Source organism: Paenibacillus sp. VT-400, assembly GCF_001029205.1.
GTDB classification, from domain to species: domain Bacteria; phylum Bacillota; class Bacilli; order Paenibacillales; family Paenibacillaceae; genus Paenibacillus; species Paenibacillus amylolyticus.
The window spans coordinates 2,128,691-2,151,623 of the sequence record NZ_LELF01000067.1 but is presented as its reverse complement, the minus strand read 5'-3'; the positions used below and the strand labels follow the sequence as shown (position 1 = coordinate 2,151,623).

The window sequence follows — 22,933 nt, the reverse complement described above, 5'->3', positions numbered from 1 at the left end:
CTGTATTCCCCTATTCCTTAATAGCTACAACTCGCAGTCGGCTTCTGTCCAGATACCACCTTCCACCCCGCATCAGTTGTGGCTGTACTTTTTTCTCAACTGCTTCCATAATAACATCCTGTTCCGCAGCTGTGATACCACTGAATAAATACTCCGCGAAGCTGGTCAACCACTTTCTGGCACCTGGCTTGAACGGGGTAAATTGATCCACATGCTGAGCCAGACTAACTCGAAATCCGTGTTGCTCCAGAAGATTAGCATATTCGCCAATGGTCGGGTGATACCACGGATTCCGTCCTTCCCATTTGTATCCACGGGCATCCAGTTCTTCCTGTACCGCTGTAATTAATATAGCCGTGTTGCCATTTGCAGCAAACTCAGCCACGAATCGTCCGCCCGTCTTGAGCGCTAACTGTATTGATTGTACTACAGCTGGAGCATCCTTTATCCAATGCAGAACGGCATGAGAGAAGACCGCATCAAACGGTTCTTCTGTCCGATAATGACAAGCATTTGCTACTTGAATATTCATATCAGGGTATTTCTGTTTAGCTTGCCTAATCGTCTCTTTTGAAAAATCTATACCTTTTGTCAGCGCACCTGCGGCTGCGATTTTCGCTGTCAGATCCCCATTACCACAACCCACATCAAGAATACGTTCACCTTGGGATGGCTGGAGCAATGATAAGATAGGTGTGCCCTGTAACGTAACAAAAGGAGCGGAATGACCACTCGATGATTCGTTCGCTTGACCGGATGAATGTCCGTTATTCATAGATTATAATCTCCTTCTCAATTAAGGATCTAATGTATCTATAATAACTTCAATATAAAGGAACTGTCAATTCACTCATCAGATCACTATAAAAAAAGCCGCCGAATGGCGACTTTAACATTAAGAATTCGGATCAACTGAGATTTTGTTAGCCCACATATTCCATATTTCAAACTCTCCTTGAATTTGTTCTGTAAACTGATGTTGTCTCGACCTCTTCGGTAACTAGCTCTAACCAGCATGTGAAGTATATCTCTCGATGTACGGAATTTTCTTCATACTTAATTTGCGATTCGAGCCTGTCAATTAATATTTGCCTCACATGGTTTGATAACCACTTCATCACTTTGTTCACCCAACTTTTCGATAAACTTTAATCGCTTGGCTCTGTTATCATACTCTTAGTATGCCGAGTCATGGGCTGCAAGCGGTATATCAATCGTCTTAATTGATTGCCTGATCCTCTCAGTCCCTCTTTTGGTTCTGTACGGTAAGCTTTATAATGTAAGTAGGTTAAATCCGTGAGGAGGATACATATGACCGAAGAAATATTTCAACCAAAACAGGAATTGAGTGACCTGATCAAACGCCATTCCAATCATAACGGTGCAATGGAAACGGCGATTCCTTCCCTGTTTGTCTATCACCATTCCAAGATTAGTGAACCGGCATACAGAGTATATAAAGCTTCATTTTGTGTAATTGTTCAAGGGTTGAAAGAAGTATTGCTCGCACAGGAGCGTTATGAATACGGACCTTCCAATTATCTGATTGCTTCCATGAATCTCCCGGTCATCGGGCAGATTATCAAGGCATCCGCAGATGCACCCTACTTAAGTCTTAAGCTCGAATTCACACCGAACCAAATTCTCGAAGTACTTAACGAATGTAATATCAAGGTAACATTCAACGAAAACGCCAGACGAGCCATGTTTGTAGGTCAGATGGAATCGTCCATTCAGGATGCTGTACTCAGACTTGTTCGATTGCTGGATACGCCGGGAGAGATACCGTTTCTGGCTCCGTTGTACGTTAAAGAAATCCTGTTCCGCCTCCTTCAAGGACCTTACGGAGGAGAACTGGCGCAGATTGCGGTTGACGGTAGCAGCACTTATCGGATCAGAGAAGCGATTGAGTACATCGTTCATCATTGGGAACGGCCATTTCGCATTGAAGATCTGGCTGAGACCGCCAGCATGAGCGTCTCTTCATTCCATCGTCACTTCAAAGAGATCACAGCTATGAGCCCATTACAATTCCAGAAACAATTAAGATTACAGGAAGCCCGGCGACTTCTGATGGCCGAATCTGCTGACGCGGCAGATGTAGCGTTCCGGGTTGGTTACGAGAGTGCTTCTCAATTTAGCCGCGAATATGCACGCATGTTCGGTGCGCCGCCAAGAGCCGATATCCGACGGCTGAAAGAGAAATATGACATGGCCTTGAGTGAGTAACCGAGTATTCACTCTCTATCTCACAACTATCACACAAAAGGCAAACCAAAAAAGGACAACCACAATGAGTTGTCCTTTTTTCAGTATCAAAATTCTGCGTAATATCTTTTGGAATTTTCAAAATACTCGTATTCATGAAAGGAAATCGGAGCTGTTCTCCTTAATTAATGAACAAGATTAGACCAATGCTTCGACCCGTTCTGGCACGTGGATCTCTTCGTGCAATAATTGAGTGATGTCACGAGTCAGTGCATCCACATTTTCCTGCTGCGTTGCCCAGCTGGTACAGAAGCGCACCGCACTATGTGTATCGTCAACCTTTTCCCAGAAGGTGAACGTATAACCGTTGCGTAATTTCTCAAGCAAACGATCAGGCAGAATCGGAAACTGCTGGTTGGTTGGTGAATCGTACAGGAAGCGTACCCCCTGCTGTTCGAGTGAGTCATGAATTCTCAAGGCCATATCTACGGCATGGCGAGAAATATCGAGGTACAGACCATCTTCGAACAACGTTTCGAATTGGATACCTAGCAATCTGCCTTTGGCAAGCAGGCCACCTTTTTGTTTGATCATATAACGAAAATCAGGTTTCAGTGCATCATTCAGGATAACAACCGCTTCTCCCATCAATGCGCCAATCTTGGTTCCCCCGATGTAAAACACATCACACAAGCGAGCAAGATCAGCAAGTGTCATATCGCAAGCGCGTGAAGCGAGTGCATATCCAAGACGTGCTCCATCCACGAAAAACGGAAGACCACATGCTCTGCTCACTGTATGCAATGCTTGCAGTTCTGCCTTGCTGTACATCGTTCCGTTCTCGGTTGGCTGAGATATGTAGACCATTCCTGGTTGAACACAGTGTTCCGGCGACGACTCATTCATGTGCGCATCGTAGACTGCTCTAACCTGCTCAGGCGTGATCTTTCCGTCCTCGCTTGGAACTGTGAGTACCTTATGTCCCGTAGCTTCAATAGCTCCGGTTTCATGAACCGCAATGTGTCCCGAGGACGCAGCAATCACACCTTGATATGGACGCAAAATAGAGGCAATCACCGTTGTATTTGTCTGTGTACCACCAACCAAGAAATGAACATCAGCTTGCTCATTGTCACAAGCCTGACGAATAAGCATTCTCGCCCGTTCGCAGTGTCCATCCGTGCCATACCCGCTCGTCTGTTCCATATTGGTTTCCATCAGTCTTTGTAAAATGCGTTCATGCGCACCCTCGTTATAATCACATTCAAATCGTATCATCGTGTTGTCTCTCCTGCCTTCTTGTTCAACTTCTCTTGTATGTTCATCATGGAGGTGTATACCTCTTGAATCTCTTCTTCATTCAATTCTTGCATCAGCTTCAGGATCTGTTGATCGGATCGGTCATTCAATTGGGCATACAGTTCCTCACCCTTGGCTGTCAGACGAATCAGACTGACCCGGCTGTCGGCCGCAGAATCCACTTTCACCAGCAGTCCTTCCTTGGACAGCTTGTTCACAATTCGGCTCATGTAACTGCGATCAATGGTCAGTGTATCTACCAGATTATTCGCAATGCTCTCTCCCCGAATTCCAATCTCAATAATGACTCGTACTTCTGCAAACGAATACCCTGTTCCGAGAATATGCTTATCGAGTACACCGAGTATGTTGGTATAAAAACGGTTAAAACGTCGCATGTCAGCCAGTATATCTGGATTTATGTACTGAGAGTTGATGTCAAACCCTCCTTTTTAGTGGACATTGTCAACATTATAATAATCACGTTAGTGGACGTTGTCAACATTATATTTTACATAGCATTTTATAACTTCATTTTTAATATCCAATCAATAAAAAAAGCCGCGCATATGCGCGGCAAGGTTGTTCTGTCATCGAAGTGACGAGTGTAATTATTTTTTTGTTCAATTTACATGGATTAAGAGTGACTAAATTGCACCTGATGAAGACGGCTGTATATCCCTCCAGCGGCGACCAATTCCTCATGGTTGCCCTGCTCAGCGATACCATCTGTGTTTACTACGATGATTCGATCTGCATTCTTGATAGTTGTCAGTCTGTGTGCAATCACAAGTGTTGTTCTGCCCACCGACAATTCAGCGAGTGATTGTTGGATCAGTGCTTCCGTTTCCGTATCCAGCGCAGAGGTTGCCTCATCCAGAATAAGAATCGGTGGATTTTTCAAGAACATACGAGCAATAGATAACCGTTGCTTCTGTCCTCCGGATAGCTTGACTCCACGCTCGCCAATGACAGTATCCATGCCATCAGGCAACGTGAGAATCAGTTCCTCCAACGAGGCACGACGGGCTGCATCCCAGATTTGTTCATCCGTTGCACTCAGATCACCATAAGCAATATTCTCCTTAATGGTACCCGAGAACAAAAATACATCCTGCTGAACGATTCCGATATGTTTGCGCAAGGATTGAAGCTTAACGTCGCGAATGTCCACACCATCTACAGTGATACGTCCCTCTTCTACCTCATAGAATCGGGGCAACAGGCTACAGATTGTCGTTTTGCCTGCACCCGAAGGTCCAACAAAAGCAACGGTTTCCCCTGGTCGAACAGACAGACTGATATCACTTAGAATACGCCGACTGGATTCATAACCAAACGAGACGTTCTCAAAGCGAATATCACCCTTCACACTTTCGAATTCAACTGCGTTTTTGCTATCCGCAATCTCAGGTTCTGTATCAATGATCTCCAGATAACGCTTGAAACCAGCAATGCCCTTTGGATAACTTTCAATGACGGCATTGATTTTCTCAATCGGGCGGAAGAAGATATTGGACAGAAGCAGGAAGGCCATAAAGTCCCCCATATTGATTCTGCCATCGATATAAAACCAAGCCCCGCTGATCATGACAAACACCGTAACCAGTCGCATCATCATATAACTGACCGAGATACTTTTCGCCATCGTTTTGTAGGCAAGCAGTTTGGTTTTACGGAAATTCTGATTGTCCACTGCAAAAAGTTCTTTCTCATGTTCTTCGTTGGCGAACGATTGCACAACACGCATACCGCCGACGTTGTCTTCAATACGCGCATTGAAATTGCCGACATCTCCGAAAAGTCGCCGATACGTCTTTGTCATCCGACCACCAAATACGATAATGACCCAAGCCATAATTGGGATAATGATAAAGGTAAGCAGCGCAAGCTCCAGATTAATGTTAGCCATCAGCCAGAACGATCCGATCAGAGTCATCACTGCGATGAATACATCTTCAGGTCCATGGTGAGCAACCTCTCCGATATCATTCAGATCATTCGTAAGATGACCAATTAAGTGACCTGTTTTACGATTATCAAAGAAACGGAAGGACAGCTTCTGCAAGTGAGCGAACATCTTCTCACGCATGTTGGTCTCAATGTTAATGCCCAGCATATGTCCCCAATATGTAACTACATAGTTCAATACGGTATTAAGTGCATAGATGGATAACAGCACAACACAGGCAAGCATAATGAGAGGCCAATCCTGACCTGGCAACAATTCATTAATGAATTTGCTGACGGCAAGGGGGAAAGCCAACTCCAGAAGACCTGCGAGTACAGCACATCCAAAATCAATCAAAAACAGTTTTTTATAGGGACGATAATACGAAAAAAAACGACGAATCATACTTATTCACTCTCACTCTCCAGATCCTTATTGGGGTTTACATCTTCATTTTGCAGCTCGAAAAGATGGATATACTCGTCGATGACCTGATCAATAGCTTTTAACTCCCCACTGATCACCGGGCGAATATGTTCATACTCCTCCTGTCCAAGTTGTCGGACAAGCGTTGTTCTCCGATTCTGCATTTGTTCCAGAAATACAAGAATTCGGCCGCGACGGAATGTCTGCGCACCACGGCCCCGTTTTCCCTCATGTTCACCATGACCTCTTCCACGTCTGGAACGTTCACCACGTTGCTCATTGTCACTCATATCGCGTCTCGGACGCTCACCTTGACGTACGCTTCCATCCATCTCTTCGATAGGACGATCTCTCATTTGCGCCACTCCCATTACGTGTATACATATGTATACAACGTGTTCATGTATACGATTGTATACGCGACAAAAAGAAGTGTCAACCTAAATTTTCCAATAGATAACGAAGTATGTATATTCACCATCTTCTTAACAGAAAAAAGCCGCGATTTCGCGACTTTTTTTGTTGGCGACACTATTTTATCTCACTCATAAACTTTCTATATTCTTGAACCATTTCTTTGGATCGGGTGTGATGCAAATAATGTTCTCCCTCAAATGTCATCACTTTTCCATGCACAGAATCTTTGACTTGCTCTTCATGCAAGGGTATCCAGCCTTCTGTTTCCGTATCATTTGCTTGTAAAAAGAAAATCACAGGAAGATCTTTGGGGAAGGACAGGTTCTCAGCTACTTTGAAATTAGGACCAAAGTTCTCACCTTCATTCAGGTTGTTCGGATTAAACGTATTTTTGAGTGAAAGTATTCTAATTTGTTCTCTGGTCTCATCATCAACATCGGGTGCAATCAGTTGATCCGGGGCCAGTTTCATTAACAATCGGTAGAACCCTGATTTTTTAAGCAGTTTGTACGTTTCGGTTGGAAATGGATCATCATTACCTCCCTGCGTTGGGACACTACTCTCAATTCCGACAAATGAACTTACTTCGTTTGGATATTTGTTCACATAATCCAGGCCGTATATCCCTGAAATGGAGTGAGCCATGAGCGTGTAATTATGAATACCAAGTTGCTGTAACGCTTCATGAATTTCACTAACCATATTTTCAGTGGTACGCTCTTTTTCAGTAATATCACTTAATCCATAACCAAAAGGCTCAATGACAACAACTTTGTAAAATGGAGATAACTCATCGATGAGCGGTTTGAAATCAAGGGCTGGGGCAGGTGTTCCGTATCCAGGAAGCAATACCACCGTTTCTTTGCCTTTTCCTTGAATCAACACATTCATGTTTTTCCCGTCAACTGCTACAAACTGACCATAGGGTTTTATTTTCCCTTCTTCCGATTTGTTGCTAAATACATTAACAATAAAAACAGTGGCAATAAATAATGCAAAAGCGATAACGATGGCTCCGAATATTTTGAGCAAAATGATTAATATTTTTTTCATCATGATGGTTCTCTCCTGTTGAGTTCATTTACTTTTTTAATGAAATTTCGAATTTGGAACCAACCTCACCTGCAAATACAATACGGCCGTTTTCTGGTAAAACAACATTATTCTTACCGCTGACCACGCTGTGATTAATACAAATTCCGGTCTGGTCATAGACAGCAAAGGCTCCATTTGCAGGCAACTTCACTGTCATGACTTTTCCTTTCGCAGTAGCTGGTACCGAAAACCATTTGGCATATCCATCTGCTTGAATGGTTGTTGCAGATTGTTTACCCGAATAGATTGGTTTCACCATTTCCTCACTAGCGTATACATAACCTGAAAATGTAAGATACTCTCCTCCGTTCTTTTTGGAGAAATGAATGTCCATCGTATCACGTCCGGCAGTACCCGGAATCTGCAATTGATTGGCTGCTTCGTTGGCTCCAATAATCTTATTATTGGACATATATCCCGGATTCTCTTTATTCAACTGAATAGGCAGGATCGATGTAGCATTAAGATAGAGCATTGATGTGTATTTCTCATTCACCAGATAATATTTTTTACCATCACGCTTTGCCCATGCAGCGTTAATCTCCTTGGATAATTTATTGGCTTCAAGCTTCTCCCCATTATATTCTGAGAAAGCCAGCTGTCCGAGTCCTGGAACGGATATATAAGATCGTGACCACAAGTAGGTTTTCCCATTTTTCTCCACAACGAATTTCAACTTGTCTGTACCTTCGTTATTAACAAAAGTACCATCTGCTGTATAGGTGTATTCTTGAGCCGGATTACTCGGAGCAGTAAGTGAAGATACAGTCATTTGTCCAGCCTTATTTATTTTGATCTTCATAACCGAATTATTGCCGCCATATATACCTGCATACTTGGAGACTTCCTTAGGCATATTTGCCTTCACAGGTACGCCAAATGATTTTTCTGGCTTCCGCTCTGTAATGATGTCCTTTTCCTCAAGTGCACTGAGTAATAATTCATTCGCAATGAAATTATTGGTTAAGCTTGACCCGCCTGAAGAGATAACGGCTGCAGCCATATTGTATTCCGGAAGTACCACTAATGAGGACTGATAAGATAAAGTATCTCCACCTTTCATAACGGCCTTAATGCCGTATTCGTTGAATGGGAACAAGCTCACACTATCCCACCCCAACCCGTAAGACATCAGCGTATCGCTATCCTCTGGCCACATGCCTCTTTTATACTCTTCTTGCGCCATAGCTTTGACAGACTTACTGGAAAGAATACCATCAACTTCTCCCGTGAAGATTCTTGAAAATTTGACCAGATCTTCAGCGGTGGAATACAGACCTCCAGTACCGATGATATTATAATTCTCTTTTGGAAGTGGTCCCTCATAAAAAGGGGAATAGATTGCCGCCATGTCTGACGGATTAACCACATCCTGTGGTGATTTGGTATGTTTCATATCCAAAGGCTCCGTGAAATACTTGTGTATAAATGCGGTATAACCGATGCCGCTCACTCTTTCGACCAGAATCTCGGCTAACGTAAAGCCATCGTTGCTGTAGACTGAGTATTCGCCGGGATCTGCTTTCAGGTTTTGATTCGCCAATTGCTCCAGAAACGTATCATGTGAATACGTGTCATTATCTCCGTACAATGTGGCATTGCTGGTTGAGGTACCCAGAAGACCAGAGGAATGATTCAGCAACATACGGGGTGTAATCTGTTTGTATCGGTTATCTTTCATTGTAAAGTCAGGCATATAGTTCACAACAGGCGCATCCAAATCAATCTTGCCTTCGTCAACCAGCTTCATTACAGCGGCTGTAAGCATCATTTTACTGGTTGAACCAATGCCATAGACGGTGTTCGAAGTAAGAGGTACCTTGTCGTTTATATCGTTCTTGCCCGTTTGACCGGACACCACAATCTCTCCACCATCGATGAGCGCATATTGCAGACTCGTCGTACCATATGTCTCGGTCAGTAATTTGGCTTTTTCGATCACGGCTTTCTTTGTTGTCTCATACGTAAGGTTGCTGTTGTTCATGGGAGCCGGTGCGGCCATTGCGGACATTGGGGCAAGTATCGTCAGCATGAGAGTCACAGCAGCTATAGTATTTCTCTTTTTTGCTGCCCTCACACTTATCTTCAGTTTTGTTACCTCTCTTGGTTTCATTCTTGCATCTACTCCTGTCTTCATCATTGTGTTAAGCCACCTTAACGTGGGCGCTAAAGACAATATAACAAACCAAGATGTCCCCCTAATGACTGCAGCATGAACGGAGGATGAACAGGCAAAAAAAGTTTGCATCATCATACGCAAGGAGGTTATACAGGGCGTCATAGCTTTGAGAAGGCATGAAATCCAATCACTCTGTGGGTGTTGTGATTGGCAAGATGACTATGAAGGTCGTTCCTCGTCCATATTCGCTCTCCACCCGGATGTCCCCTTGATGAAGCGAGACGATCTGCTTTACAATAGCTAGTCCCATACCGCTTCCTTCATATTTCTGACTGTGGGAACGATCAGCTTTAAAGAAGCGGTCAAATATACGCTTTTGGTCTTCCGGGAGAATCCCAATACCCGAATCCGATATGCGGATCGTCACGTTCTTGATATTCTGTTTGATCGTGACGTTAATTCGGGCACCATCTTCGGAAAATTTGATGGCATTGCCGAAGATATTGATCCACACCTGATTTAACTGGTCATGATCGGCCGTGATTTTGGTGGGCTGCAAATCAAGATCGATCTGAATGTTACGGGCCGACCATTGGGGTTGAATAGCGACGATTACTTGTCTGATCTGTTCATCCAGACTGAGCGTGGCGAGCCGCATTTGCAATGATTGAGATTCAAGCAAACTCAGCTTTAGCAGACTATCACTTATTTTGGACATTCGTGCAGTTTCAGTGATGATAATATCGAGATAATCGCTTCTTTCGTCATCCGGGAGGTCTACCTGCTTGAGCGCTATAGCAAAACCGGAAATGGAAGTGAGCGGAGACTGAACTTCATGGGACACGTTTGCTACGAATTCCCTGCGCATCTGCTCAAGCTGCTTTAGATCGTGCATCATTTCTTCGAAACTACGAGCCAGAGTACCTATCTCACCCTTTTGTTTAATATTAAGCTTGACATTGAAATCTCCGGCAGCTATAAGCCGGGTCGCTTCTGTCAGCTTTTTGATCGGTCTCACCAGAAACATAGCCGCAATTAGTATCAATAGGCTTCCTGCTATTAACGAACAAATCATAAAAGTTACAACAAACTTGATGAGAAATGAGGTGGAAGAGGAAGTGAGGGGCTCTACAAACATTGCTTTGCTTCCCATTTCAGTTTTTATCGGCAATCCCAAGAAGAACGTATCGATCCCATTGAATTGGACCCTTTCCCCATCCAGCACTTTCTTCACTTGTTCCGTCGTCACCGGGAAAGGATGTTGTTCTTTAAGTTCTCCGTAGGATTGGAATTGATCCGTTGCTTTATAGATTCGAATGTGATAGGAATTGAGTTGTTTCATTTCACTTATAAACATTTCTGCTTCATGTAACGGCAATGTCTCGTAGATGCGGACGATATCCTGGCCAAAGTCAAGCAAGGACCCTTGTAAGTTTTCGTTTAATTTATCTTGAAATATCCAGGTTGTAGCAAGAAAAGAAAGGATTATGCCCCCGATCACGGAGACCAGAAAGGTCAGGACTACGCGTGTATACAAGGAACCGATCACTCCTGCACCTCAAGCCGGTAGCCAAGCCCGCGCACCGTTTCAATACGAAAATCGGAGATAGCCGCAAAACGTTCACGTAGACGTTTAATATGCACGTCTATCGTTCGATCATCGCCAGTATAATTAATCCCCCAAACTTGCTGGATTATTTGCTCCCGCGTATAGACTTGTCCCGGTAATCCAGCAAGTTTATACAATAATTCGAACTCCTTAAGCGGCAAGGTGAACGACTCTGTACCCCTCATGACCTTATAAGTCTGCCGGTTCAGGATGACGTTGCCTAACTGGATGGTCTGTGTTAAACCTATACGGTATCGTTTCAACAGTGCCTTTACGCGAGCCATCAACTCAAGCGGATCGAATGGCTTCGTCATATAGTCATCTGTACCAAGCTGAAATGCTTGTACTTTCTCCCAGGTCTCGTTTCTTGCCGTCAACATTAGTAACGGAAGATCCGGATTGGCTCTTCGAAGTTCCTCACATAATGCCCAACCGTCCATGACCGGCATCATAATATCAAGAATGACCAAATCGACTGGCGTGGAGGTATAGATAGCCAGGGCTTCCTTTCCGTCTGCGGCGTTGATGGTTGTAAATCCGTCGTTGCGCAAAAATAAACAGACAAGTTTGCGAATGTTCGCATCGTCGTCAGCAACTAATATCGTAGGCATCGTTTCCACTCTCCTAATAAAGAATAATTCTTCAGTTAAGCAAGAGTGAAGAATTCTAACTGAAGTGACAAACTAATTATAGTTAAATTGAACAAAAGCAGCCGATTACTTTGATCGGCTGCTTTCTTAGTTTCTTTCATAAAACTAACTACGGTACAACATCTATTTTAATGAAATTTCAAATGTGGAATCCACGTCACCTGCAAATACAATGCGGCCGTTCTCTGGTAAAACAACCTCGTTCACACCGCTGACTACGGTGTGATTAATACAAATACCCTTCTGATCATATACGGCAAAGGCGCCAGTTGCAGGCATTTTAACCGTCATGACTTTCCCTTTCACCGTTGCTGGTATCGAAAACCATCTGGCATATCCATCTGCTTGAATCGTTGCTAGAGATTGTTTACCCGAATAGAGTGGTTGTACCATTTCCTCACTGGCGTATATGCTACCAACGGCTGTAATGTACTCTACTCCGTTCTTTTTAGCAAAGTAAATCTCCTTTGTATCACGTCCAGCCAGGCCAGGGATTTGCAGCTCCGTGACTGCTTCGTTTGCTCCAATAATCTTAGTATTGGATACATACCCAGGCGTCTCTTTGTCCAAATGAATAGGGAGAATTGGTGCCGAATTGAGATAAACCGTTGATGTATATTTCTCATTCAGAAGGTAATATTTTTTACCTTCACGCTGCTCCCATGAGGCCGTAATATCCTGGGATAATTCATTGGCTTCCAGCTTCTCCATTTTATATTCGGAGAAAGCCAATTGTCCAAGTCCTGGTAAGGATATATAAGATCGATACCACAGATAAGTCCTTCCATTCTTCTCCTTAACAAATTTCAACTTTTCCGTGCCTTCATCGTTAACAAAAGTACCATCTGCTGTATAGGTGTATTTTTGAGCTGGATCACTTGGAGCTGCGGGTGTGGATACAGTCATTTGTCCAGCCGTATTCATTTCGATCTTCTTAACTGAATTATTGCCGCCATATATACCTGCATTCGTGGCTATTTCTTTAGGTATATCTGCCTTCACTGGAACACCAAACGATTTTTCCGGCTTCCGTTCTGTAATAATGCCCTTTTCCTCAAGTGCGCTGAGTAATAATTCACTCGCAATGAACTGATCTTTGGCACTTGTCCCACCTGATGAGGTAACGGCTGCAGCCAGATTATATTCCGGCAGTACGACTAATGATGAGTGATACGATATGGTATCTCCACCTTTTGTTACTGCCTTGATACCATATTCACTGAATGGGTACAGATTTACACTATCCCACCCTAATCCGTAAGATATAGACGTATCGCCATCCTCTGGCCACATGCCTTTTTTGTACTCTTCTTGCGCCATGGCTTCTACAGACTTATCGGTAAGAATGCCTTGGACCTCTCCCGTGAAAATTTGTGAAAACTTCGCAAGATCTTCAGCGGTGGAATAAATGCCTCCAGTAGCGATAACATTATAATTCTCTTGTGGAAGCTGACCTTCATACATAGGAGAATAGATTCCCGCCATTGCTGCCGTGTCAACCACATCCTGTGGTGTTTTGGTATGTTTCATGTCCAAAGGTTCCGTAAAATATTGGTGTATAAAAGCTGTAAAACTCATGCCGCTAACACGTTCAACCATAATCTCGGATAACGTAAAACCATCGTTACTATACACGGAGAATGCACCGGGATCTGCCTTCAGGTTTTGACTCGCCAATTGGTCCAGAAACGTATCATGTGAGTACGTATCATTATCCCCGTACAATGTGGCATTACTGCCCGTGCCTCCCAGCAGACCGGAAGAATGATTCAACAGCATGCGTGGTGTGATTTGTTTGTAGCGATGATCTTTCATCTGAAAATCAGGTATATAGTTCACAACAGGCAGATCCAAATCCACCTTGCCTTCGTCAACTAACTTCATAACAGAAGCGGTGAGGAACATTTTACTCGTTGATCCTATACCATAGATCGTATCCGGCGTAAGAGGCACCTTGTTGTTTTTATCGTTTTTGCCCGTCTGACCGGACACCACAATCTCGCCACCATCGATAAGGGCATATTGCAGGCTTGTGATTCCATGCTTCTCAGTGAGTAACTTGGCTTTCTCCATCACCGTTTTCTTGGTTGGTTCATACGTATGATCACTGCTACTTGTAGTAGGCGCAGCCATTGCAGACATTGGAGCTAACATGGTTAATGCCAGCGTTAACACGGCGATTGAAGTGCGTTTTCCCTTTTGTCGTCCCATTCACATCATCTCCTGAATTTTAAGTATTTTGGTTATTTGATTTCTTCTGGGTCTACAAATTTCACCTCCGGATACAAGTCGTTTGGTCCCTGAATGAGATCTCCACCCGTTCCTTTCAGTTGCTTGTTAAAGAAATCGAGTACATATTGATTTACGATGTTTGATCCTCTTTTACCATTGATATCTCCTGTGATACCGGACAGTTTAACCAGCTCTGAATAGAACTGAAGGTCCGTGAAATTGAAGTGCTGGGTTCCTTCTACATAGATCACTTTTCCCCCATGATTCATAACATTTTTCATAATGTGCAGCTCATCTGAAAGAGATTTAGTTACTTCATCATCCGAATTTCTATCTATTTCAAAGTTGGCGAACCAGTCTTCAAAACTTCCCGATCGGATGAACATAAACGGCTTGTTTATATTATCTCTATTTTCCACTTCATATAGTGACCCATCCATATTAACTCCGGCCTTGATTCTCTGATCTAAATACGTTGCATTAAACGCGGTTGCCCCCCCAAAAGAATGCCCCATCGCGCCGATGTGATCTAGATCGATTTTTCCTTTAAACTGACTTTCGATTGCACCTGAATTCAGCTTTTCGATTTGATCGATTACAAACTCCACATCTTTCGTCCATGTACTCCCTGTTTTTGTACGTTCATCTAGTGTAGTCGTGCTTTTTTTATAATCCGTTACACGGCCATCTGGAAAAAGAGTAGCAAAGGTGCTATACGTATGATCGATGGTGACCACGATATACCCATGACTGGCCAGATTCTCGGCCTGTGATACATGTAGAACTCTACTGGTTCCCATACCATGAGATAGTAGTACCACGGGATAAGGACTTGTAGAAGGTACTATTTCAACATTTTCATAAGAGTTGGTTTGACTATACTTCAAGTAGTCGAGCAAAAATTCGGGCAGTTTTAAAGAATTAGAGAAGCTCTGAATATACTTTTTGAACATTTCTTTATCTTTTGGAAACAGCGTGTCACGCTTGTTATTATTGCTGTTTTCAGTTGGGTACCAAACTTGAACCATTAGTTCTCTCTTATCGCTTTGATCTTCAGTGAAGATTTCGTCTCTGTTCTGGTCTGTTAAATGAAATGTTTGAGTACCCACCTTCTCTGGACCATCAAGCTTCGGCAGATTAAAAACAGGTAAGTATACAGACAAGACGGTAGAACCAACAAGCAGAATGACGATTAAGGAAGATAAACTATATTTCAAGAACTTCCCTATTTTAAGATTCGCCATCTTATCGGAATGTCTGAATAAAACGATGATTATGAATAGAGCCGTCATGATATATACCACAAGCAACTGCCATCTGTATCCCTCAACAAATAATTGAACTAATAATATAACGCTACTTCCTATACCCAAACCCAAGCCTATTTTCTTTGCACTTCTTTTAATAAATAGTAGGTCTATGAGTAACGCGAAACAGGATAGAACTAACAGTATCTCAAATAATCTCAATTGAATTCCTCTCTCTCATCACGGACTTTTACAGAATTTTTACTTCGCTTCGTTCATGAATGCTCTAACATCTTTTGCTATTTCTTTGAATAACGTATGGTGCAAGTAATGTTCGCCATCCATTGTGATTACTTTTCCATGTACCGAATCTTTGATCTGCCCTTCATGCAGCGGTATCCATCCTTCTACACCTTCATTATTCGCTTGTACAAAGAGAAGAAGTGGAAGGTTTTTAGGGAAGGTTAATCCTTGGGCTCCTTTAAAATTGGAAGCAATATGGTCCATTTCATTCAAAGTCGTGGAACTGTTCGAGTTTTTATTCGACAGCATGTTCATCTGCTCTACGGTATGTTCATCAAATGCGAGTCCAGCATAGGGGTCACTACTAAATTTGACCACCAATCTTTGGAGACCTGATTTTTTAAGAAATGCGAACGTTTTAGTAGGTAATTTGGCATCCATACCCGGTTGGGTTGAAACACTACTATCAATTCCGACAAATGCCGTGACCTCATCCGGATATTTGTTCACATAATCAATGCCATAAATGCCTGCAATGGAGTGACCCATGAGCATGTACTGATGAATATCGAGTTGCTGCAGAGCTTCATGAACTTCACTTACGATATTCTCTGTGGTTCGTTCTTTTTCAGTAGCATCACTTAATCCATAACCGAATGGCTCAACAGCCACAACTTTGTAATATGGTGATAGTTCGTCAATGAGCAACTTAAAATCAAGCGCTGGTGCAGCTGTTCCAAAACCAGGCAGAAGTACAATCGTTTCCTTGCCTTCGCCTTGAATGAGCACATTCATATTTTTCCCATCTACAGATACATGCTGACCATAGGAATCGATTTTCTTGGCCTCTGAATTACTACTGATCACATTGGTGATATAAACAATACCTAGAAATAGAATAATGGCGATTACGATTGCTCCTACTATTTTCAGTATCATGTTTCTCACTTTTTTGGCCTTTGATCTATTCTTTGTTTTCTTTTCCGCAGGCTGCGTCGTCAGTGTTATCTTCTCCTGTCTTGAACTGATAGTTCGATTGTCTTTTTTGCTGCTAATGAAATCTTATCCAATGAAAATGTACTCCCCGTGACGTCAATATGAACTGAATATGAACAAGCCAATTCATTTATATTTACTGCTGCGTCATAAATCCCCTGAATTTTTCAGCAATTTCTTTGGCATGGGAACGATACAAATAATGATTTGCTTCCAGCAACACCACTTCACCACGCACAGAGTTCTCTATTAACTTCTCGTGTTCCGGAACCCAATTGTCTGCTGCCGGATGATTCTTTTGAACAAAGAAAAGAACCGGAAGATTAACAGGGAAAGTTAGTTGTTCAGATGCTTTAAAGTTGGAATACATACTTTCTGCCTCATTTAATTGCGTGGTATTATACATATTTTTGCGTATCAGAATGTTCAATTGTTCTTTTGTTTGCTCATCATAAGGCAGTCCATCATAAGGGTCAGCACTCAGTTTCAGTTGCACTCGGGCGAAACCCAAGTTGCGGAACCATTTAATCGGTTGTGTATCTGATGAATCAATCTTCTGTTCACTTATCGCTGGAACACTGCTATCCAGCCCAACATATGCACTTATTTCATCTGCATACTTGTTCACGTAATCCAGGCTATAGATCCCCGAAATGGAATGACCCATGAGGATATAACGATCAATATGTAGACGCTGTAACGCTTCATGAATTTCACTGACGATATTTGCTGTGCTGCGTTCCTTTTTGGTCTGATCACTCAATCCGTAACCAAAGGGCTCAACAACGACAACTTTATAATATGGAGATAACTCGGAGATAAGAGGTTTAAAATCAAGCGCTGGTGCCGCTGTTCCAAAACCAGGCAGAAGCACAATCGTTTCCTCGCCTTCGCCTTGAATGAACACATTCATATTTTTTCCGTCTACGGATACATGTTGACCATACGGCTCCATTCTTTTTTGCTCCGAATAACTGCTGATTTTATTGACGGTATATACGATAGCTACAAAAAGTAAGATTGCTATAATGATTGCGCATAGTACTTTAAACAAAATGCCTAACACTTTCTTGGTTTTGCTTATACTCTGGACTCCTCTGTCTGCTTGTAGTTTCACATTCATCTGCTCCTATCCTCATCTGTATATTGGCCTGGCAGGCTGCTTAAGAAATCCTAATCAAGAAAGATGTACTCCCCATGACCGGAATATGAACGGAGTATGAACAAGCAAAAAAAATGTCCTATGTAACATACAAGGAAGCTTGCATGTTACATAGGACATGAACATTTGGTTTAGATAATCCGATGGATATTCTATTCATTGGCCTAACCTGTGAGCCTAACTATCCGTTGGTGGATGGATGGGCAACGTAATCATAAAGGTCGTGCCTTGACCAGGTTCACTTTCCACTTGGATGTCACCCTGATGAAGGGAGACGATCTGTTTAACGATAGCAAGTCCCATACCACTCCCGTCATATTTGCGGCTGTGGGAACGATCTGCCTTGAAAAAACGGTCGAATATACGCTTCTGATCTTCCAGGGGAATTCCAATGCCCGTGTCGGATATTCGAACAGTCACATTTTTGAAGTCCTCTTCGATACTGACTTTAATCATACCGCCATCATCGGAAAACTTGATGCTATTTCCGATGATGTTTGTCCATACCTGATTTAACTGATCGTGATCAGCCGTTACCTTCACGTTCTCCAAATCAAGCTCGAAATGAATGTTGCGCCCAGACCATTGCGGCTGAAGCGCCACGATGACCCGCCTGATCTGTTCATCAAGGCTTAAGGTGGTGAGCCGTAGTTGCTGTGACTGCGATTCAAGCAAACTCAGCTTCAGCAGGCTATCGCTCATTTTGGACATTCTTTTTGCTTCTGAGATGATAATATCCAGGTAACGGTTTCGTTCTTGTTCTGAGAGATTTACTTGCTTCAGTGCCGAAGCGTAACCGGATATCGAGGTGAGCGGAGACTGAACCTCATGCGAAACATTGGTAACGAATTCCCTGCGCATCTGCTCCAACTGCTGAAGATCATGCATCATTTCTTCAAAGCTGCGGGCCAATGTACCAATCTCCGTCGTTTGTTTAATGTTCAACTTGACGTTGAAGTCTCCAGCTGCAATCCGTTTGGTCGCTTTGGTCAATTTTTTGATCGGTCTAACCAGATATACAGAAGCAACCACAATCAACAAACTTCCTACAATCAAGGAACAGCTTGCAAAAATCAAGCCAAACTGGACCACAAAAGAGGCTGAGGGCGGTGAGAGTGTTTCTAGAAACATCGCTCTTGTACCCGTTTCCGTCTTGATCGGTAGCCCCAAAAGAACGGTAGCGATACCTTTAGGTGTGTCCTGCACAACCCCTCCGTTTAACACCTTCTTGAGTTGATCCGTCGATACGGGTGATGATTTATGTTCGTTAAGCTTCCCATAAGACTGGAACTTGCCCTTTGCATCATAAATTCGAATATGATACGAATCAAGTTGTTTCATTCTACTAACGAATGATTCTGCTTCATCAGCAGGTAGCGTCTTATAAATCTGCACAACGTCCTGGCCAAAATTGCGTATGTTAATTTGAGCATTTTCATTCAATTGATCTTCGAACATCCAGGTTGACATAAAAAATGAAATAATCGTGCCTGTGATGACTGACACCAGAAAGGTCAGAACAACACGAATATATAAGGATCTGATCATTCATAGACCTCAAGTCTGTACCCTAGCCCACGCACCGTTTCAATCCGAAAATCAGGTGTTGTCGCGAATCGTTCGCGTAGGCGTTTAATATGTACGTCTATTGTTCGATCATCTCCCGCGTAATCAATACCCCATATCTGATCGATTAATTGCTCACGTGTATAGACTTGTCCTGGTGTTCCAGCAAGCTTATACAGCAATTCGAACTCCTTAAGTGGTAACGTAAGCGACTCTGTACCTCTCATCACCTTATACGTCTGACGGTCCAGAATGACGTTGCCAAACTGGATTGTGTGTGTGGAGCCGATTTTGTATCGTTTCAGTAATGCTCGGACACGAGCGGTCAGCTCTAACGGATCAAACGGTTTGGTCAAATAATCATCCGTACCCAGTTCGAATCCTTTCACCTTCTCCCAAGTCTCTCCTCTCGCCGTAAGCATGAGTAACGGGAGGTCGGGATTGGCTCTTCGGAGTTCTTTACACAGTGCCCAACCATCCATGACAGGCATCATAATATCAAGGACGACCAGATCTACTGGAGTTTCGCCATATATAGTGAGAGCTTCCTTACCATCCGCAGCTTCCACTGTTGTGAATCCATCGTTTTTGAGAAATAGACAGACGAGTTCACGAATGTTCGCATCGTCGTCTGCAACGAGTATAGTAGCCATATGTTTTTTCTGTCCTCTCCGTTACGTTTAAATATATAGTCCAACTTGTATAGTAAATATTAAAACATCTTGCTTATAGTATATCCACAGCAAACATCGTATGTTCTTTCAACGTTCCCTGGATTGGCACAGGCTGTGACCCATTCTCCTTGAATCCTGCTTTTTGAAGGACACGGATGGAACCTGTATTATCAGGTACAGCGCCAGCTTCGATTCGAGTAATTTCAGTTTCATGTTTGGCAAATTCCAGTACACATTGCAGGGCTTCGCTCATATATCCTTTTCCTTGATGCAGAGTATCCGTCACATAACCAACGATCCATTTTGGGGTAGAATCCAGTATTATCTCGAACAAAGAAATTTCACCGACGAGTTCATCCGTTGTATGTAGAAAAATACCAAAAGAATAGCGATTTCCTTCTTCTCTCTTCTTGTTCCAGCTCTCAATGAGTGACCTTTGCCCTTCCAAGCTGTAGAAAGACTCGTCCCGATCACTTGCTGATATGTTCTCGATTTCCGCACGATTGCGAACCTGTAGATCCAGAAGCAATGAGGCATCATCCACATTCCAAAATCTCACATAGATACGTTCTGCACTATATTTCATCACATTATTCCTCCTCTATTAACGTTAGATGCAATTGTAGCATGATTATATCAGGTCATTATAAGAGTACGAGCGAATCAACGAGAATTGTTTCGCCAGGAAATGAGGTGAATATGGCATATCATTACGCAACCAGGCAACGATGGTTCCAATCAGAGCCGAAGAACCGTACCATATTGCGATTTCTTTGTGAATGCCGGATTCTTCGAGTTCATCTTCCATCTCTACCCGATCAATTTTGGCTTTGACCAGCGTACTTAACAATTTGAGCAGTCGTTCGGTAAAAATCGGTGTGCGCTTTGTAGCAAGAACCACCTGATAGAACGAGGCGTTCTCTGCAAAATGCTCCAGTAACTTGACCAGAACAGGCCAAGCCTCTTCCGTCCTTTGTTTCTCAAAATGAGGGGCATATTCATCCACGATTCGTTCAATATTCTCAATCATCTCATCCGCCATCTTCTCCATCATATCCGTAATATCACGATAGTGCAGGTAGAAGGTTACCCGATTGATCGTCGCTCGTTCGGCAATTTTGTTGACTGACAACTTCTCAATATCCATTTCCTGCAGCAATTCAACAAATGCACCTCGAATTAACTGACGTGTTCGCAATATTCTTGGGTCCACGGCTGATTTCTTCTCGTCTTTCACGTGTATCCCTCCCATCAAATTTTAAACATTACAATTTTAAACAAACAGTCGTTTATTTTTGATTTACACAACAAATTCATTTTATTTGTAAAATAAACGACGAAAACACGTCATAACGTAAATTGTAATCTGTCCGAATATGTATATAATTCAATAAATACAATGTAAACTATACAACACGTTGTAAATTTAGTCACGTGTGGATTGAAAGGATGAAAAGGATTGAGTCAGGCTAGAGTTCAAGAAGAATTATCCGTAAAGAAAGGCCCCATCCTGTTTATCATGATTTTGGGAGCCTTCCTTGCAACGTTGAATCAAACGATCATGAGTGTTGCTACACCGGAACTGATGGGTGATTTTAACATCTCCGCCGCAACAGCACAATGGTTAACGACAGGTTACATGCTGGTGAACGGGGTGCTTATCCCCATTACGGCTTACTTCATGCAACGCTTTTCAACCAAGCAATTATTCCAAGCTTCCATGTTTATTTTCCTGATTGGTACCATCGTATCTGCTCTTGCAGATAACTTTGGCACATTGCTGACAGGACGTATGATTCAAGCAGCGGGTGCCGGCATTATCATGCCGCTCTTGATGCACGTTATTTTGACCTTGTTTGCTCCTGAAAAACGAGGATCTGCAATGGGTATGGTTGGTTTTGCCATCATTTTTGCCCCTGCAATCGGGCCTACCCTTGCCGGTTATATCCTCGAGAACTACTCTTGGCAAACGATGTTCTATGGCATGATTCCATTAACTCTTATTGTCATTGCTTTTGCGTTTGTATACCTGAAGAATGTATCCGAACGGGTCAACACAAAGTTCGACACAATCAGTGTGGTGCTCTCCACGATCGGATTTGGCGCATTGCTCTATGGTTTCAGCAGAGCAGGAAGTCTGGGATGGTCAAGTGCAGAAGTTCTTATCTGCATTGCGGCTGGAATCGTTTCGCTTGCCCTGTTTACATGGCGTCAGCTCGTGTCTGAAACTCCGCTGCTTGATCTGCGGGCTTTCAAGTACAATATGTTCTCCCTGACCACGGTCATCAGTATCGCGATTACAATGATCATGTATGCTGACATGATGTTGCTTCCCTTGTATCTCCAGAACGCACGTGGTTACACTGCACTGGAGTCCGGATTATTGCTTCTGCCAGGTGCACTTGTCATGGGCTTCCTGATGCCAGTAGCTGGAAAATTATTTGACCGTTTTGGAGCGAAATGGCTCGCTGTTATCGGGATGGTGATCACCATCGTGACCACAATTGGTTTCATCGACTTAACGGATTCAACCAGTTATGGATACCTGGTATTAATGTCTACCGGCCGCCGAATTGGTATGGCTCTGCTCATGATGCCGATTCAGACTGCGGGACTTAACGAACTGCCACCAAGACTTGGTGCACACGGTACAGCTATCTCCAACACCGTCAGACAAGTGGCTGGCGCTGTAGGTACTTCATTACTCGTAAGTGTCATGACCTCCCGTACAACGGCACACGTACAGGATATGATGGCGACTGGTGCAGCCAATGGTCTCAGTCAAAAACAGCTTGCTACAGAATCCATGATCCAGGGTATCAATGATGCTTATGTTGTTATCATCGGTATCGCTGTTGTGGGATTGGTCCTTTCCTTCTTTATCAAACGCACCAAACAAGCCAAAGAGGAAGAAATCAAACAGGTGGTAAGACAAAAAGTTTCTATGAATTCAAATTAAGCTGTCCAGCCTCATACTTGCTTGCATAACAAAGCGGCAGATCAAGACGTTTACGTCTGATCTGCCGCTTTTTAGGTTGT

The 22,933-nt window shown here is 43.1% G+C and carries 19 protein-coding genes; 2 read left to right on the top strand and 17 right to left on the bottom strand.

The window, feature by feature from the left end; all coding sequences use genetic code 11:
• Positions 1-10: 10 nt before the first annotated feature.
• Positions 11-775, bottom strand: coding sequence for a class I SAM-dependent methyltransferase (locus tag EL84_RS20215; RefSeq protein WP_047842864.1), 765 nt, complete (start codon positions 773-775; stop codon positions 11-13).
• A gap of 536 nt (positions 776-1,311) precedes the next feature.
• Between EL84_RS20215 and EL84_RS20210 the strand changes: the two genes are divergently transcribed.
• Positions 1,312-2,229: an AraC family transcriptional regulator gene (locus EL84_RS20210; RefSeq protein ID WP_047842863.1), complete on the top strand. Its 918-nt coding sequence runs from the start codon at positions 1,312-1,314 to the stop codon at positions 2,227-2,229.
• A 177-nt stretch (positions 2,230-2,406) separates the two neighbouring features.
• Here EL84_RS20210 and EL84_RS20205 read toward each other — a convergent pair whose 3' ends face one another.
• The 16 genes from EL84_RS20205 to EL84_RS20130 form a co-directional block, all read right to left on the bottom strand.
• Positions 2,407-3,486: a threonine aldolase family protein gene (locus EL84_RS20205; protein ID WP_047842862.1), complete on the bottom strand. Its 1,080-nt coding sequence runs from the start codon at positions 3,484-3,486 to the stop codon at positions 2,407-2,409.
• Positions 3,483-3,905: a MarR family winged helix-turn-helix transcriptional regulator gene (locus tag EL84_RS20200; protein WP_036670809.1), complete on the bottom strand. Its 423-nt coding sequence runs from the start codon at positions 3,903-3,905 to the stop codon at positions 3,483-3,485. Before EL84_RS20200 ends, EL84_RS20205 begins: the two co-directional genes overlap by 4 nt.
• Before the next feature lie 239 nt (positions 3,906-4,144).
• On the bottom strand, positions 4,145-5,863 hold the full coding sequence (locus EL84_RS20195; RefSeq protein ID WP_047842861.1) for an ABC transporter ATP-binding protein: 1,719 nt from the start codon (positions 5,861-5,863) through the stop codon (positions 4,145-4,147).
• 2 nt (positions 5,864-5,865) lie between these two features.
• On the bottom strand, positions 5,866-6,240 hold the full coding sequence (locus tag EL84_RS20190) for a hypothetical protein (RefSeq protein ID WP_235200730.1): 375 nt from the start codon (positions 6,238-6,240) through the stop codon (positions 5,866-5,868).
• A gap of 175 nt (positions 6,241-6,415) precedes the next feature.
• Positions 6,416-7,357, bottom strand: a complete 942-nt coding sequence (locus tag EL84_RS20185; RefSeq protein WP_047842860.1) for an alpha/beta hydrolase — start codon at positions 7,355-7,357, stop codon at positions 6,416-6,418.
• 25 nt (positions 7,358-7,382) lie between these two features.
• Positions 7,383-9,509 carry a serine hydrolase domain-containing protein gene (locus EL84_RS20180; protein WP_047844301.1) on the bottom strand — a complete coding sequence of 709 codons (2,127 nt, stop codon included), beginning with the start codon at positions 9,507-9,509 and terminating at the stop codon, positions 7,383-7,385.
• A 193-nt stretch (positions 9,510-9,702) separates the two neighbouring features.
• Positions 9,703-11,064 (bottom strand): sensor histidine kinase, encoded by a 1,362-nt coding sequence (locus EL84_RS20175; RefSeq protein WP_047842859.1) that lies wholly within the window; start codon positions 11,062-11,064, stop codon positions 9,703-9,705.
• Complete coding sequence (locus EL84_RS20170) at positions 11,061-11,735, bottom strand: response regulator transcription factor (protein ID WP_047842858.1); 675 nt, start codon at positions 11,733-11,735, stop codon at positions 11,061-11,063. Before EL84_RS20170 ends, EL84_RS20175 begins: the two co-directional genes overlap by 4 nt.
• A 162-nt stretch (positions 11,736-11,897) precedes the next feature.
• Entirely contained in the window at positions 11,898-13,985 is a 2,088-nt protein-coding gene (locus EL84_RS20165) for a serine hydrolase domain-containing protein (protein ID WP_047842857.1), read from the bottom strand.
• A 32-nt stretch (positions 13,986-14,017) separates the two neighbouring features.
• Complete coding sequence (locus EL84_RS20160) at positions 14,018-15,475, bottom strand: alpha/beta hydrolase family protein (protein WP_047842856.1); 1,458 nt, start codon at positions 15,473-15,475, stop codon at positions 14,018-14,020.
• A gap of 39 nt (positions 15,476-15,514) precedes the next feature.
• Positions 15,515-16,435 (bottom strand): alpha/beta fold hydrolase, encoded by a 921-nt coding sequence (locus EL84_RS20155; RefSeq protein ID WP_047842855.1) that lies wholly within the window; start codon positions 16,433-16,435, stop codon positions 15,515-15,517.
• Between the two features lie 193 nt (positions 16,436-16,628).
• Positions 16,629-17,615, bottom strand: coding sequence for an alpha/beta hydrolase (locus tag EL84_RS20150; RefSeq protein WP_047842854.1), 987 nt, complete (start codon positions 17,613-17,615; stop codon positions 16,629-16,631).
• Positions 17,616-17,831: 216 nt separating this feature from the next.
• Positions 17,832-19,202, bottom strand: a complete 1,371-nt coding sequence (locus EL84_RS20145) for a sensor histidine kinase (protein WP_047842853.1) — start codon at positions 19,200-19,202, stop codon at positions 17,832-17,834.
• On the bottom strand, positions 19,199-19,873 hold the full coding sequence (locus EL84_RS20140) for a response regulator transcription factor (RefSeq protein WP_017688634.1): 675 nt from the start codon (positions 19,871-19,873) through the stop codon (positions 19,199-19,201). Before EL84_RS20140 ends, EL84_RS20145 begins: the two co-directional genes overlap by 4 nt.
• Positions 19,874-19,946: 73 nt before the next feature.
• Positions 19,947-20,480: a GNAT family N-acetyltransferase gene (locus EL84_RS20135; RefSeq protein WP_047842852.1), complete on the bottom strand. Its 534-nt coding sequence runs from the start codon at positions 20,478-20,480 to the stop codon at positions 19,947-19,949.
• A gap of 45 nt (positions 20,481-20,525) precedes the next feature.
• A complete protein-coding gene (locus EL84_RS20130) occupies positions 20,526-21,131 on the bottom strand; it encodes a TetR/AcrR family transcriptional regulator (RefSeq protein WP_047842851.1) in 606 nt (201 codons plus the stop codon).
• Positions 21,132-21,413: 282 nt separating this feature from the next.
• On the opposite strand from EL84_RS20130, the gene EL84_RS20125 reads away from it, so the two are divergent.
• On the top strand, positions 21,414-22,853 hold the full coding sequence (locus tag EL84_RS20125; protein ID WP_047844300.1) for a DHA2 family efflux MFS transporter permease subunit: 1,440 nt from the start codon (positions 21,414-21,416) through the stop codon (positions 22,851-22,853).
• Positions 22,854-22,933: the final 80 nt, after the last annotated feature.